This is a genomic window from Streptomyces sp. NPDC018693, assembly GCF_044391385.1.
Classification (GTDB): domain Bacteria; phylum Actinomycetota; class Actinomycetes; order Streptomycetales; family Streptomycetaceae; genus Streptomyces.
The window spans coordinates 286,934-300,845 of the sequence record NZ_JBIRZZ010000002.1; the positions used below are offsets into that span (position 1 = coordinate 286,934).

The 13,912-nt window shown below is 72.2% G+C and carries 12 protein-coding genes and 2 tRNA genes; 8 read left to right on the top strand and 6 right to left on the bottom strand.

The genetic code is table 11. The features are described 5' to 3' along the window. The first annotated feature begins 11 nt into the window (after window positions 1–11). Together ACH5AC_RS05610 and ACH5AC_RS05615 are read left to right on the top strand one after the other, a co-directional pair. Window positions 12–737 (top strand): DUF3566 domain-containing protein, encoded by a 726-nt coding sequence (locus tag ACH5AC_RS05610; protein ID WP_398860350.1) that lies wholly within the window; start codon window positions 12–14, stop codon window positions 735–737. 109 nt (window positions 738–846) lie between these two features. Beyond that, window positions 847–920, top strand: a tRNA-Ile gene (locus tag ACH5AC_RS05615). 191 nt (window positions 921–1,111) lie between these two features. Here the strand turns inward: ACH5AC_RS05615 and ACH5AC_RS05620 are convergent. Then, window positions 1,112–5,194: a hypothetical protein gene (locus tag ACH5AC_RS05620; protein WP_398860352.1), complete on the bottom strand. Its 4,083-nt coding sequence runs from the start codon at window positions 5,192–5,194 to the stop codon at window positions 1,112–1,114. Window positions 5,195–5,533: 339 nt separating this feature from the next. Between ACH5AC_RS05620 and ACH5AC_RS05625 the strand changes: the two genes are divergently transcribed. Continuing rightward, window positions 5,534–6,001, top strand: a complete 468-nt coding sequence (locus ACH5AC_RS05625) for a hypothetical protein (protein WP_398860353.1) — start codon at window positions 5,534–5,536, stop codon at window positions 5,999–6,001. Between the two features lie 74 nt (window positions 6,002–6,075). Further along, complete coding sequence (locus ACH5AC_RS05630; protein WP_398860910.1) at window positions 6,076–6,276, top strand: ferredoxin; 201 nt, start codon at window positions 6,076–6,078, stop codon at window positions 6,274–6,276. Here ACH5AC_RS05630 and ACH5AC_RS05635 read toward each other — a convergent pair. From ACH5AC_RS05635 to ACH5AC_RS05645, 3 genes are all read right to left on the bottom strand, one after another. Next, window positions 6,266–7,048, bottom strand: a complete 783-nt coding sequence (locus tag ACH5AC_RS05635) for a glycosyltransferase family 2 protein (protein ID WP_398860354.1) — start codon at window positions 7,046–7,048, stop codon at window positions 6,266–6,268. The two genes, ACH5AC_RS05630 and ACH5AC_RS05635, sit on opposite strands and share 11 nt — an antisense overlap. 8 nt (window positions 7,049–7,056) lie before the next feature. Then, a complete protein-coding gene (locus tag ACH5AC_RS05640) occupies window positions 7,057–7,845 on the bottom strand; it encodes a GntR family transcriptional regulator (protein ID WP_398860355.1) in 789 nt (262 codons plus the stop codon). A gap of 62 nt (window positions 7,846–7,907) precedes the next feature. Then, window positions 7,908–8,264, bottom strand: coding sequence for a DUF6344 domain-containing protein (locus ACH5AC_RS05645; protein WP_398860356.1), 357 nt, complete (start codon window positions 8,262–8,264; stop codon window positions 7,908–7,910). 295 nt (window positions 8,265–8,559) lie between these two features. On the opposite strand from ACH5AC_RS05645, the gene ACH5AC_RS05650 reads away from it, so the two are divergent. Both ACH5AC_RS05650 and ACH5AC_RS05655 read left to right on the top strand, forming a co-directional pair. Next, a complete protein-coding gene (locus ACH5AC_RS05650) occupies window positions 8,560–8,688 on the top strand; it encodes a DLW-39 family protein (RefSeq protein WP_003999697.1) in 129 nt (42 codons plus the stop codon). 68 nt (window positions 8,689–8,756) lie between these two features. Beyond that, the gene (locus ACH5AC_RS05655) at window positions 8,757–10,097 is read left to right on the top strand and encodes a hypothetical protein (RefSeq protein ID WP_398860358.1); all 1,341 of its coding nucleotides are present in this window, start codon (window positions 8,757–8,759) and stop codon (window positions 10,095–10,097) included. On the opposite strand, the gene ACH5AC_RS05660 is transcribed toward ACH5AC_RS05655, so the two are convergent. Continuing rightward, entirely contained in the window at window positions 10,061–11,584 is a 1,524-nt protein-coding gene (locus tag ACH5AC_RS05660; RefSeq protein WP_398860360.1) for a serine/threonine-protein kinase, read from the bottom strand. The two genes, ACH5AC_RS05655 and ACH5AC_RS05660, sit on opposite strands and share 37 nt — an antisense overlap. A gap of 216 nt (window positions 11,585–11,800) precedes the next feature. After that, on the bottom strand, window positions 11,801–12,349 hold the full coding sequence (locus ACH5AC_RS05665) for a helix-turn-helix domain-containing protein (RefSeq protein ID WP_398860361.1): 549 nt from the start codon (window positions 12,347–12,349) through the stop codon (window positions 11,801–11,803). Between the two features lie 176 nt (window positions 12,350–12,525). Here ACH5AC_RS05665 and ACH5AC_RS05670 point away from each other — a divergent pair. After that, window positions 12,526–12,598 (top strand) — tRNA-Ala (locus tag ACH5AC_RS05670). A 255-nt stretch (window positions 12,599–12,853) separates the two neighbouring features. After that, entirely contained in the window at window positions 12,854–13,852 is a 999-nt protein-coding gene (locus ACH5AC_RS05675) for a sporulation protein (protein WP_398860362.1), read from the top strand. The last annotated feature ends 60 nt before the right edge of the window (window positions 13,853–13,912 follow it).

A 13,912-nucleotide genomic window follows, 5' to 3' on the forward strand; every position in this document is an offset into this window, starting at 1 on the left:
AGTGAGTCATCGTGAGCGGAGCCACGGGCGCCGGTTCGGTCGGTACGTCGACCGAGACCTCTGCCGGTACGGAGCAGAAGGGCGGCGGCCGTGGCTCCGCCGCGCATGTGACGGATCCGCACACCACCAACCTCAAGGCGGTGAAGGTGACGGACTCCGGCTCGCCCTCTTCCGACGTGCCTGGATCCCAGGGGGGACCCGTGACCGACACCCGAGGCCCGCAGGCGACCTCCCCGCTGCCGGGGGAACGGCAGACGCAGAAGCCCTCCGGGCCGTACCACCCGCCGCAGGCGTACCCGGCGCAGGGCGGCGCGGCCCCGGCCGGCGCGGTACGCCGTCCGCGTACGGGCGCGAGCACCACGCCCCGGGTCCGCAAGGCGCGGCTGCGGGTGGCCAAGGCCGATCCCTGGTCGGTGATGAAGGTCAGCTTCCTGCTCTCCATCGCGCTGGGCATCTGCACCATCGTGGCGTCGGCGGTGCTGTGGATGGTGATGGACGCGATGGGTGTCTTCTCCTCGGTGGGCAGCACCATCTCGGAGGCGACCGGCTCCAATGAGTCGAACGGCTTTGACCTGCAGTCGTTCCTGTCGCTCCCCCACGTCCTGATGTTCGCGTCGATCATCGCCGTCATCGACGTCGTCCTCGCCACCGCCCTGGCGACCCTCGGCGCGTTCATCTACAACCTCTCCGCGGGCTTCGTCGGCGGCATCGAGCTGACGCTGGCGGAGGACGAGTGACCTGCGGCTGAGTACCCGGGGGCGGTCCCAGGAGAACCGATTTTGGGACTGCCCCGGTCGTGCGCTAACCTTCAGGAGTCAGCGCGCGGGACACACCGCAGAGCGCGGCGGGGCTATAGCTCAGTTGGTTAGAGCGCATCCCTGATAAGGATGAGGCCACAGGTTCAAATCCTGTTAGCCCCACAGCATGAAGACCCCCGGTCCAGTAGGGCCGGGGGTCTTCGGCGTTTGGGGTCTTCGGTGTTTCACGTGAAACAAAGCGCCCGGTCGCTGGCGACGGGGGATGCACCAGCGACCGGGCTGTGGCCAAGGCTAACAAGGGCGATGGGGCGGCGGGAACCGACCGAGAACTCCGAGGTGCGCTGTGATGGGTGTCACTCGTCACATGGAGGGTCGTAGGAGAGGCGGGGCAGGTACTCGTGCCACTTCACGCGGGTCAGTACGCCCCGGGTCACCGAGCAGATCCGGTGGACCGCGTCGTCGACGCTCAGGTTCCACAGCCGGAAGGTGTCGATGCCGCTGGAGACGCCGAGCATGCGGCTGTTGGGGCTGAAGGTCAGGAAGTTGCCTGTCTTGGCGTTGGGGCTCATCGAGCGGCCGATGGGAGCGGCGTCGGACGGGCGCGTCACGTTCCACAGCCGTACGGTGTTGTCGTTGCCGCCGCTGGCCAGGGTGCGGCCGTCCTGACTGAAGGTCAGAGAGGCCACCGCCTCGCTGTGACCGGTGAGCGGGCTGCCCAGCGGCCTGGCCCGGGCCGGGTCGGAGACGCTCCACAGGCGGACCGTGTCGTCGTCACTGCCGCTGGCCAGGGTGCGGCCGTCCGGGCGGTAGGCCAGCGTGTTGACGGGCCCCTGATGGCCCTTGAGGGCCTCGCCGAGCTGGGTGGTGCGGGCCGGGTCGGTGACGTCCCACAGGCGGATCGTGCGGTCCGCGCTGCCGCTGGCCAGGGTGCTGCCGTCCGGGCTGAAGGTGAGGGCGTTGATGTAGCCGCGGTGGCCGGTGAGCGGAGCGCCGTGGGGGACGACATGGGACGGGTCGGTGACGTTCCACAGCTGGAGGGTGCGGTCGGTGTAGGCGGTGGCCAGGGTGCGGCCGTCCGGGCTGTAGGCCAGCGCGTCCGGGCCCATGAAGCGGGTGCGCAGGGTGACGGGTGAGTCGTGGGCGACCGGCCGGGACGGGTCGGTGACGTCCCACAGGTACAGCGTCCGGTTGCCCGTCAGGACCGCGAGGGTGCGACCGTCGGGGGAGAACACCAGGGCACGCTGGCCGCCGTCCGCGGACAGGAACGGCCGACCGAGCTGCAGGGGCCGGTCGGGCGTCTCCACGTTCCACAGCCGGACCCGGCCGTCCCGGGCCGCCGTGGCGAGCACCTTGCCGTCCGGGCGGAACGCGCCGATGCGGCCGATCATGTCGGACGTCGGGATCGACCAGAGCCGGACCTTGCTGTCACCGGTGCCGGTGGCGAGGGTGTGGCCGTCGGGGCTGAAACCGAGGGCGTACATCTCACCGCTGCTGCCCGCGAGCGGCTCGCCGACCTGCGACGGGTTGGCCGGGTCCCGGACGTTCCACAGGCTCGCCGTGCTGTCCGCGCTGGCCGCGGCGAGCAGACCTCCGCCGGGACTGAAGGCCACGGACCAGATGGGGCCGGTGTGTCCGGTGAGCGGCGTGCCGAGCGCCGCCGCGTGCCCGGGGTCGGCCACGCTCCACAGCCGGATCGTGTCGTCCGCGCCGCCGCTGGCCAGAGTGCGTCCGTCCGGGCTGAACGCCACCGAGTGCACCAGGTCCGTGTGTCCGGTGAGCGCCGCGCCGACGGGGCGGGGGTGCCGTGGGTCCGTCGTGTTCCACAGCCGGATCGTGTCGTCATCGCCGCCCGACGCCAGCAGGCGCCCGTCGGGGCTGAACGCCACCGACCGTACGGCGGCGGTGTGGCCGCTGATCGGCGCGCCGAGCGCCGCCGCGCGCGCCGGGTCGGCCACGGTCCACAGCCGTACGGTGTTGTCCTCGCCGGCGGAGGCGAGCGTACGGCCGTCCGGGCTGAAGGCGACCAGGTAGATCGTGCCGTGGTGCCCGGTGAGTGTGGTGAGCGGCTTGGGTCCGGCGGGGTCGGTGACGTCCCACAGCCGGATCGTGCCGTCGTCGCCGGCGCTGGCCAGGGTGCGGCCGTCCGGGCTGAAGACCGCGCTGCTCACCCAGCTGGTGTGGCCGGTGAGGGCCTGGCCCAGCGGCTTCGGGCGGGTCGGGTCGTGCACGTCCCACAGGCGGACCGTGCGGTCGTAGCTGGCGGTGGCCAGGGTGCGGCCATCGGGGCTGAACGTGGTGAGGTAGACGGCGCCGGTGTGGCCGAGCAGCGGGGTGGCCAGGGGCGCGTTGACGATCGAGATCAGCCGGTTCGCCGCGCCCTCGTCGTCCGGCCGCAGCCGGTGCGCCACCAGGCTGATCTGGGCGGACAGCGACGGGTCGGTGTCCTGGACGCGGTCGGCCTCGGCGATCACCTGCTCGAACACGGCGTCGTTGCGCTCCTGCCAGGCGACCACCGCCGCGCCGGCGGCCACCACCGCCAGGACCACCACGGCACAGACCGCGGCCCGCCCGATCCACACCGTGCGCCGCCGCAGCCGCACCGAGGCGGCCAGGAACTCCACCGCGCCGCGGGTGAGGAACGTGTCCCCGGCGGCCTTCGCCCAGTTGTGGGCCTGTTCCAGCCGGGACCCCCGGTACAGCAGCGACGAGTCACGGTGGGAGTCCTCCCAGGCCCGGCCGTCCTCCTCCAGGCGCTGGCGCAGCAGATTGCCGCCCCGGTCCTCGTCGATCCAGTCGCGCAGCCGCGGCCAGGCGTGCAGCAGCGCCTCATGGGTGATCTCCACGGTGTCCGCGTCCAGCGTCACCAGCCGGGCGCGGACCAGCGCCTCCAGCGACTCCTCGGTCTTGCCGGGGTCGCTCGACTCCTGCGCCAGCTGGCGCCGCGTGCCGCGCCGGCGGGTCGCCTGGGTGTCCTCGCCGACGCGGACCAGGCGCAGCAGGAGCAGCCGGGCGGCGGCGCGGGCGGCCGGGTCGAGGCCGGACCAGGCCCGTTCGGCGGTCGCCGCCACGGCGCCCTGGATACCGCCCGCGGCCCGGTAGCCGGCCAGGGTCAGCCGACCCGCCTTGCGGCGCTGCCAGGTGGCGAGCAGGGCGTGCGACAGCAGGGGCAGCACGCCGGCGTCGTGTGCGCCGCGCGGGCCGTCGGCGCTCACCTCGCGGACGATGAGTTCCGCGAGGCCGGGTTCCAGTTCCAGGCCCACCGCCTTGGCCGGGCCGGTCACGGCCTCGCGCAGCTCGGCGGTGGTCAGCGGCCCGAGCACCATGTGGCGGTGCTGCAGGGCGTCGGCCAGCTCCGGATAGCCGAGGCACTGCTCGTAGAAGTCGGCTCGGACGCCGAGGACGACCAGCGCGGGGGCGGGGGCGTCGGGGCCGGCCGGTGAGCAGGCGGCGTGCAGGAGCTGGATGAAGGCGCGGCGGTGCGTTTCGTCGGGGCAGAGGGTGAAGGTCTCTTCGAACTGGTCGACGATGAGGACGGGGCGCTGGTCGCAGGGGGACTCGGGGGCGTATGCGGTCGGGGCGGGCCGTGGGCCTTCGGGAGTGTGCGCCCAGGCGGTCACGGCCTCCCGTACGGCCTCGGCGGGCAGTTGCGTGTCGGTGTCCCGTACGGCCCGGGCGGATCGCGGGCTCTCGGAGGTGTCGGCCCGGGCGACGACGGGGGCCAGCTCCGGTATGAGACGGGTCAGCGTGCCCAGTGGGTCGGCGCCGGGGACGAGGTGGAGGACCTGCCGGGCGGGGGCGGTGTCGTCGCCCGGGGGGTTCTTCTGCAGGGCGGGGACCAGTCCGGCGTTCAGCAGCGAGGACTTGCCCGCCCCGGAGGCGCCGACGAGCATCACCAGCCCGCCCGTCTCCTCCGCCGCGTGCAGCTGGGCCACCAGGGCCTCGGTGCTGCGCTCCCGGCCGAAGAACCAGCCGGCGTCCTGCCGCCGGTACGAGGCGAGCCCCCGGTAGGGGCAGACCCCGCCGAGGACGGCCGGGGCGGCCTCGGTCGGATCGCGCCCGGCCTCACGGGCCGGCGGCGCGGGACCGTCGCCCACGGGGTCGGCCACCGCGCGCTCCCACAGGCGCTGCCAGTGGCCGAGGTCGTACAGGCCCGGCGCGACCGGACCGGGCCGCGCGCGCCGGGCCGCGGGTATCAGGACGTGCAGCACCGCGGCGAGGGCGGCGAACTGGGCCGGTACGTTCTTGGCCCGCCGCCAGTCGCTGATCCGCTGGGCGGAGACCCGTACGGGGCGTCCCCGCTCGTCGACGCGCTGCAGTCGTACGACTGCCTCGGCGACGCTCTTGAGGGGTGGGTTGCCCGCTTCCTTGTACAGCAGCGCGAGACGTTCCGCGAAGGCTGTGCGTGCTGCCCCTGAGTCGGAACTCAAGGCATCCACCCCTCACTCCCCACGCCTGGACGTCCGGACCGGAAAACTCACCCTATACGCCTGACCTGCGATTTCGTGCTTGTCCTGACAGGGCGGCCTCCTCCGTGCGCAGTACGGCTGGCACGATCACGGCACAGTCGCCGTCCGGGCGCTGACCACCTGAGATGCGATCCGTGCCGCCGCCGAACGGCCCGGAGTGACAGCGTCCGCTTGAGTTCGGCACCGGTCCCCACGAGGGGAGGGACCGGTGCCGAGTCGCGTCCGGCTTCCTCCGCACACCCCTGGATGCCTGACGGTCCGTCAGTTATTGTCGCCTTGCCGTGCCGCTGTCGCAGGGGGTGAGCGCAAGTGGAGACACATCCGCAGAGTCCGCAGCCACCAGGGGATCCACGCTGGGTCGCGCTGTTCCGTCAGCCGGACTCCGACTCCTGGCGGATGGGCGCGCAGTCGCCCCACCGCGCGCCCGTGCTGTACGCGCTGGGCGAGATGACCCACACCGTGCGGGCCCGCGGCCAGGAGCCGGTGGTCGCGCTGTGGGGGCCGAAGGACGGGGGGTGGGGGCGGTACGAGGCCGGGACACCCGAGCCGGCGCCCCAGCAGACACCGGTCGCCGCCACTCCGGAGAAGCGCGGCAGTACCAGCCTCGCCGAACGGATGCTCGACCGGCGGCATCAGGCCCTCATGGCGGGCCTGAGCAAGGCCGGCCTCTACGACCTCACCCCGGACGACGTGACCGCCCTACGGGCCGTGGTGGACGGGCTCGACGAGACGACGGTGCGCAGAGTGGCGTACTGGCTGGCCGTGGCGGGGCGGTAGCCGCTCGGCCCGGTTCAAGCACGCGTCCGCAGGGCAGGCAGGTCGTGAAGGTCTGGCTCGTGACGGGAGTGCACATGAAGATCTCGGTGGACCCCAGCCGGTGCTATGGCTCGCACGACTGCGTGCACCGGGCGCCGTCCGTGTTCACACTGGTGAACGGGTATGTGGCCCTCATACCGGGGCGTGAGGACGCCGGCGACGAGCCGGAGGTGCGGGAGGCGGCGATGTGGTGCCCCTCCCAGGCGATCGCTCTCGGCGAGTCGGTCAGCCGGTGACCGGGTAGCGCCAGTCGAGGGACGCCAGCGACAGCGCCCGCGCCCGGGCGACCGCCATACGGGCCTCCCGCTCGGCGGAGTCGACGTGCGCCGGGGCCGCCGTCACCTGGCCGTCCCACTTGCGGTAGAGCAGCCCCGGCTCCCGAGTGAACCATCCACGGCTCACCGCGTTGAGTGCCAGCAGCAGTCCGGTGTCCTCGGAGGCGGGCAGCGCCATCCAGCCGCCGAGGGCGAGCAGCAGGTCGCGCCGGACGAAGAGGGTGGCCGGGTGGACCTGGGCGCGGTAGCCGTTCGCCGTCCAGTGCTCCAGCACCGCACCGCGCTCGACGGGCCCCTCGTCGGGGTCACCGGGGAAGTCGACGGTGGTGCCGTCGGGCAGCAGGTCGAGGGCGCGTGAGGTGGCCCAGCCGAGGTCAGGGCGGGCTTCGAGAGCGGCGAGGTCGCGGGCGAGTGCACCCGGGGTGAGCCGGTCGTCGGCGTCCAGGACCTTCACGTACGGCCCCTCGGCGTGGGCGAGGGCCAGGGTGCGGGAGACTCCTGGGCCGCCCGGGGCGCCGGGCCGACCCTGGCGGAAGGTCACGCGGGGGTCGTCGGGCACGTACGGGGCGACGGCGTCGGTCCGGCCGTCCTCCTGGATCAGCCAGTGCCACTCCCAGCGATCGGGCAGCCGCTGGTCGCACAGGGACGCGTGGGCGTCCGGCAGATGGCGGGCCGACGGGGCGTGGACCGCGGTGACGACGGTGATGCGCCGACGGGCTCCGGGACGCTGCACGGCAGCGGTCACCACCTTTCGAGGTACGTGGTGAACAGCAACTGCGTGCGGTCTCCGGGCAGCGTGACGTCGGCGATCTCCACCACGCGGCCGTCGATGTCGTACGACGTCTTGCGCAGCAGGATCACCGGGGTGCCGGACGGCAGGTCCAGTGCCTGCGCCTCTTCCGGTGTCGGGGGCCGGGCGGTGAGGCGTTCCTCGACGCGGTCGACCTCGATGCCCACGGTGTAGAGCTGGTTCTGGGTGCCGCCGGGCCAGGGCTCCCGGTGCTCGTCCAGGAGATCGGGGTTCGTGGCGATCACGGCGCGGACGAGGTAGGAGGTGACGAGGCTGAAGGGGGCGTTCTCGGTCGTACAGCGGGTCCTGTACGTGCGTTCGATGAGCGGGGTGCCTTCGGGGATGTCGAACTCGTGTGCCAGTTGCCGGGGTGCCGCTATCTCTCGGTACGTCGCCCGGAAGACGAGGTCCCGGACGTCCAGTCCGGTGTCGTGCTCCGTAGCTCCTGCTCCGGCCCGCTCGGCGCGCGGCGCGCGGACCCGGTTCTTCTCCCACTGGTGACGGCGGTTGTCCCGGACGGCGAGGGTGCGGGGGCGTCGGACGAAGGTGCCGCTTCCGTGCCGTCTGTCGATCAGACCCTCCTCGGCCAGCACGCGCAGCGCGTTCTGCACGGTCGGCACGCTGTGTCCGTAGTGCCTGGCCAGATCCGTCTCGGACGGAAGCCGGTCGCCCGGTCCGTACCTGTCCTCGCGGATCGATCGGCGGAGATCGTCCGCGATCACTTCGTACGCCTTGGACACGGGGTCCAGCCTACGACTCCTCATGAGGACCTGCGGTCTGCGGGAGGTGCCGGTGCCGGGGCTCAGGGTGTGACCGCCGAGTCGGCGTCGGGGGACGACGGGTCCGGGTGGGCCGGGGACTCGGTGTCCGCGAGGGGGTGGTGGCGGCAGCTGGGGGACGTGCCGTGGGCCTCGGCCCGGATGCGCTGCTTCATCGTGGGTGGCAGGGCCCGGGCATGGGACCACGCCCAGGCGGACGGCGTCAGCGCCGGTGCCGGCGGCGCGGTGCGGGCGGCGGCGCGGTCGCCGGTGTTGCGCGCCGGCTCGCTCTGGGCTACGGCCGTCGCGGCGGTCGTGGTGATGAGTCCGAGCGCCGTGCACAGCGCGAGGAAGGCGGTGACGAAGGCGGTCCACACCTTCATGACCTGGTTCTCAGCCATGATCCCCTCACTTTCGGGTTGGGCGATTTGCGTACTTTCCTCATGATGTGTATGGGGCTCATGAAGTGGCGGACCGACGCACACCGCGTGGCGATGTTCAGATGAACACCACCCGGATGGGTGCAAGGGGAGAGACCGGAGTGAAAAGTGAGGCGGGCGGACGGCGCCGATCCACATCTACTGCTCGGTTGGGGGCGCAAGTTGAGCGGCCGACGCAGGTCACCGATCGATATCGATCGGTGTGTATAGTCGGGCGCCAGAGGTCCCCTACGTCAACGAAAGACGAGGTCGCGCGGTGAAGAAGCTTCTCCTGGTCGCACTGGCCGCCATCGGCGGGCTCCTCGTGTACCGCCAGATCCAGGCGGATCGCGCCGAGCAGGATCTGTGGACGGAGGCGACCGACTCCGTGCCCACGGGTTCGTGAGCTCCCCCAACGGAAACGACATACGTACAGACCCCGGCCGCTCCCCGCGGCCGGGGTTTTGCACTGCGGTGACGGCGGTCGTGGCCGCGGTGGCGGCCGCCTCGGCGGGGACCGCCTGGGGCGCCCCCGCCCCCTGGAGCACCACCCACTCCTACGCCTTCGCCGCCGACGCCCGTACCGTCCCCGGCGCCCCCGGCACCTCCGACGCCGTGAGCCTGGAACCCGGCACGACGTACCGCAGCTCCCTCACGGACGGCGAGAAGACCTACTACCGTCTGGAACTCGACGCCGAGTCGAGCACCTACGTCTCCGTCACCGCGGTCCCCCGTACGGTCGGGGAGCTCGCTGTCGGCGACGGCGTCCGGGTCAGCGTGCAGAACGCCAACGGCCAGGGCTGCTCCAACGACTCGGCGACCGTCGGCGCCGCCCGCAGCCCCCGGCCGGTCACCGCGTGGGGCGCGCGTGAGATCGAGTCCGGCAGGCGGCTGTGCCAGGAGGCCGGGACGTACTACGTCGTCGTGCAGCGCGCCCACGGCAAGCAGCCCACCGGGCAGCCCTGGGACCTGGAGCTCACCACGGTCTCCGAGCCGCGGCCGCGCCAGGCCCAGCCCACACGGGCACCCGAGGTCCGCGACTCCGCGACGCCCGCGCCCCCGACCGCCGAGCCCGTGTCCCGCCGGGGCGGGGCGGGCTTCGCCTCGGCGACCGCCGTGGGGGAGGGCGCCTGGCGCGACGAGATCTCCCCCGGGCAGACCCTCTTCTACAAGATCCCGGTCGGCTGGGGCCGGCAACCCCACGCCACCGTCGAACTCGGCAGCGCCGACGAGGACTCCGGGTACCTGGCCGCCGCCCTCGACCTGACCCTCCACAACCCGGTGCGTGCCGAGGTCGGCACCGCCCGCACCGGCTACGGCGGCACCCAGAAGGCGGCCACGCTGGCCCCCGTGCCACCGGTCGACTACGCCAACCGGTACGCCGCCTCCGAGCGGGTGAGCGGCATGCGCTTCGCGGGGTCGTACTACCTCGTCGTCCATCTCGCCGCACAGGTGGGCGACCGCTTCGGGGCCGGGCCGTACGGGGTGACCCTGCGCGTCGGGGTCGACGGGGTGGCGCAGGAGGGGCCCGGGTATGCGGGCGAGCCCGTGCCACGAGGGGTCTTCGAGGCCGATGAGCAGGACCTGGACGCGGGGGGTGCGGGCGGTACGGAGGGTACGGGCCGCGCGGGGTCCGGTTCCGGTTCGGCGGGGCCGGCGGGAGACGACCGGCTCGCCCTGCGGGCGCTCGCCGCGGGCGGAATCGGCACCGGTACGGCGGTGCTGCTGGGACTCGGTGTGTGGACGGTGACCGCGCGGCGCCGGGGTGCGGCCGCTGCTCAGAGGCGGGACAGCGCCCAGAATCCCACGGCGTAGCAGGCCAGGGCGAGCAGGAGCAGGGGGACGGCGATCTTCGCAGGGGGGCCGGGTCGGCGGGTGCGGCGGTGGCCGTGAGGTGCGGGGTGGTGGGAAATCGCCGGCGCGGGAGTGGGAACCTGCGCGTCCTGGGCGGTGTATGAGGCAGTAGAGGTGTCGATGCGCGGCTCGCGGACCGGCGGGGCGTACGTGGTTGTGGGGAGATAGGGGGAGCTGTGTCGGGTCGGGTTCGGCTGCTGGGGTTGATGGTGGGGCTGCTGGTGGTGTTGGGGAGTGGGCTGCTGCTGTGGTGGTGGAAGGTGGAAGCTGCCGGTATCCGACATGGAGGGGGTCGGAGTCGGTGTGGGGGTGTGTGTGGGCGTGGGGGATGGCCTCGGCGTCGGGGGCGAGGCGGGCATGGGGGTGAGGGCGGCCGCCCCCCAGCCGGACGCCATGGAGGCGGTGCCCGCGTCGGAGGGCGCGGAGGCCACGCCGGGCCAGGTCGCCTGGGTGCCGGTGCTCGTGCCGGTGTCGGTGCCCTGAGCGGAGCCGAAGGGCCAGGACGAGGGGGTGGGCCCGTCGGACCCCGTCGGCAGTCGTACGTCGTCGGAGACCCCCGGCGAGGGCAGCAGCGGCCCCTGTGCTCCGAACCCCTTGGGCAGTGGCCCGAGTTGGTCGAAGATCTCGATCAGCTCGTCGTCGGGGCCGGGCTCGGGAAGGAGTTCCACGGCGGCCGCGAGAGCCTTGCGCGCACCGGTGGCGGTGCGGAAGCGGGCCTGCGGGTCCGGCTGGACCAGCGAGGCCAGGACCTGCCAGAGCGGCTCGGGTATGCCCTGGGGAGCGCCGGGCGTGCCGTGCTCCGCGAAGTACTGGACGAGCGCCTTGACGTCGGGCTTGGCGCCCTCCAGGAGATACAGCCCCACCAGCCCGACGGCGAACAGGTCGGCGGGGAAGTCGGGTTCGGCGCCCATCATCTGCTCGGGCGCGAGATAGCCGGGGGTGCCGACGACCAGGTTGGTCTCGGTCAGGCGGGGCTCGCCCAGGCGCATGGAGATGCCGAAGTCGGACAGGCGCAGGCGTGGACGGCCCGTGCCGGTGGCTTCGAGGAGGATGTTCGCCGGCTTGATGTCGCGGTGGACGACTCCCTCGGCGTGCACGGCGGCCAGTCCGGACAGCAGCTGGTCCAGCAGGGTGCAGACGAACGGCGGGGGCAGCGGCCCGTAGTCACCGACGAGGCGGACCAGCGATCCGCCGGCCACCAGGTCCATGGTGAAAAGGACCTTGTCGTCGTCGGCGGCCCAGCTGGCGGGGGCGAGGACGTGCGGATGGTCGATGCGCAGGGCCTGCTCGCGGACGAAGCGCAGCAGGGAGTGGGCGTCGCTCTGCTGAAGCACCTTGGCGGCGACGTAGCGACGGCGGCGGTGGTCCCAGGCGCGCCAGACGGCGCCGACGCCTCCGCGTCCGATCGGGTCGACGAGTTCGTACCGCCCGGCGAAGACCTCACCCATGACCGTGCGCCACTCCTCCCCCTGTGGGGTTGCCCCTTGCTCCCGTGCCCCCGGCTCCTTGCCTTCCTCTTGCTTCCCCAGGGCGAGCGATGCGACCCCTCTTGTGTGCCCCCGTTATGTGTCGCGTTCAGGTCCCCCGTCGGACGGCGACGCCTCTTGTGCGGTCCCCCCGTGCCGTCCACGACCCTGAGTTGCCGGTCGTCGAGTCGACGCCGGTCAGTTCTGGTGGGACTGGTAGTGCGTGACGGCGTCCGAGGTGCGGCCGGCGCCGTAGACCCGGAGGAACTCGGCGAGTTCGGGGTGGGTCGGGGCGAGGGTGTCCGCGGCGTCGATGATGTCACCGGCGGCGGCCACCGAGCGCAGCAGCGACTGGATCTCGCGGACCACCCGCTTGACCGTGGGCGCGCCCGAACTGCTCGTCGTCTGCGTGGTGTTGCTCAGTACCGATCCCCCCTGAGACCGCTTGATCTCGTCCATGCGCTCGGTGGCCTCGGCCGCGCTCACGCTGCCGTCGGCGACCTGACCGGCCAGTTCCTGCAGCAACTGCACACGCTGCACCACCGCCGGGTTGCCGATCTTCGCCCGCTGCCCGCTCATCAGCTGGGACAGCATCGGCGCGGACAGTCCCAGCACCCCCGCGAGACGGGCCTGGTTAAGACCAAGATCGTCTATGAGCTTACGGAAGAGCGCCCCCAACGGCTCCCCGTACCAGTTCCGCTGCAGTTCCCGCGCTCTCGCGGTCGCTTCCTGCTGTGCGGCGTCCATTGCGTCTCCCCATCGCTTCCCCTGAACAACCGTGGTTCGCTCTAGCGAACCACGCCGAGCATCTTACGGAGAGTGGTCGTTCGCGGGGACCCCTAATCCTTTTGCGAGATCCAGGGGGTGACCCGGTACTCTGGTCTGCGACACCCGCCGGGGCACTCCCTGCGGCGTCACTTCCCGGGGCCTTAGCTCAGTTGGTAGAGCGCTGTCTTTGCATGGCAGATGTCAGGGGTTCGACTCCCCTAGGCTCCACACAGCAAGACCCCTCTGACCTGCGGAAACGCGGTTGGAGGGGTCTTTTTTGGCGCCACCGCGGACCGGGTCGGCGCGACGCGGGTTGTCCCGGCATCGGTGTGTTTCGGCCTTTTCCGTGTTGAGGGCTCGTACACGGCGTGTGCGGCGCCCGGCGACCCTATGCTTCTACTCGCTTGTAGAGGACGATCGGGTGGGCCCGGTCGTTCCCGCGAGCGTGTCAGACCACACGCGTATGAAGGAGTGGACGCCGCGATGGTGTTCAAACGGCTGCTCGGCTCGCTCGGTGTGGGCGGGCCGACGGTGGACACGGTTCTCGACCCGGGTGCGGCCCGGCCGGGCGGCCCCCTGTCGGGGCAGGTCCATCTCAAGGGCGGCGACGCCGACTTCGACATCGAGCACATCACCCTCGAGCTGGTGGCCCGGGTGGAGGCCGAGCACGACGGCGGGGAGAGCGAGGGCGTCGTCGCCTTCGAGCGGTTCACCGTCGGCGGCGGCTTCCGGCTCGCCGCGGGACAGCAGTACAGCGTCCCGTTCACCGTGACGCTGCCGTGGGAGACGCCGATCACCGAGCTGTACGGGCAGGCGCTGGGCATCGTCCTCGGTGTGCGCACCGAGCTGGCGGTGGCCGGCGCGAAGGACAAGGGCGACCTCGACCAGCTGGCCGTCGCCCCGCTGCCCGTCCAGGAGGCGATCCTGGAGGCCCTCGGACAGCTCGGCTTCGGCTTCAGGTCGGCCGATCTGGAGTACGGCCGCATCGGCGGCACCGGCCAGCAGCTGCCCTTCTACCAGGAGATCGAGCTGACCCCGGCGCCGCAGTACGCGCACCAGGTCAACGAGATCGAGGTGACCTTCCTCGCCGGACCGGCCGGAACGGAGGTCGTCCTGGAGGCGGACAAGCGCGGCGGCCTCTTCTCCGAGGGGCACGACGCGCTGACCCGGTTCACGGTCTCCCACGGTGGGGCCGAGCACCAGGACTGGAACACGGTCGTGGACAGCTGGATGCGGCAGCTGGTGGAGCACCGGGCGTCGTACGGCACGCATGCCTCGTACGGGCACGAGGGTCACTACGGGCACCACGGCGGCCACCACCATGACGGCCACCGTTCCGGACCCGGTGTGGGGACGGCGATCGCCGCGGGTGCCGCCGGTCTCGCCGTCGGGGTCGTCGGCGGCATGGTCGCGGCCGAAGTCGTCGACGAGGTCGGTGACTTCTTCGAGGGGGACGAGGAGGACGAGGGCGGCGAGGACTGATGTCCCGCGAGGGCGGGAACTTATCCGCCGACCCATCAGTTTCTACATTGCTGTAGAGAT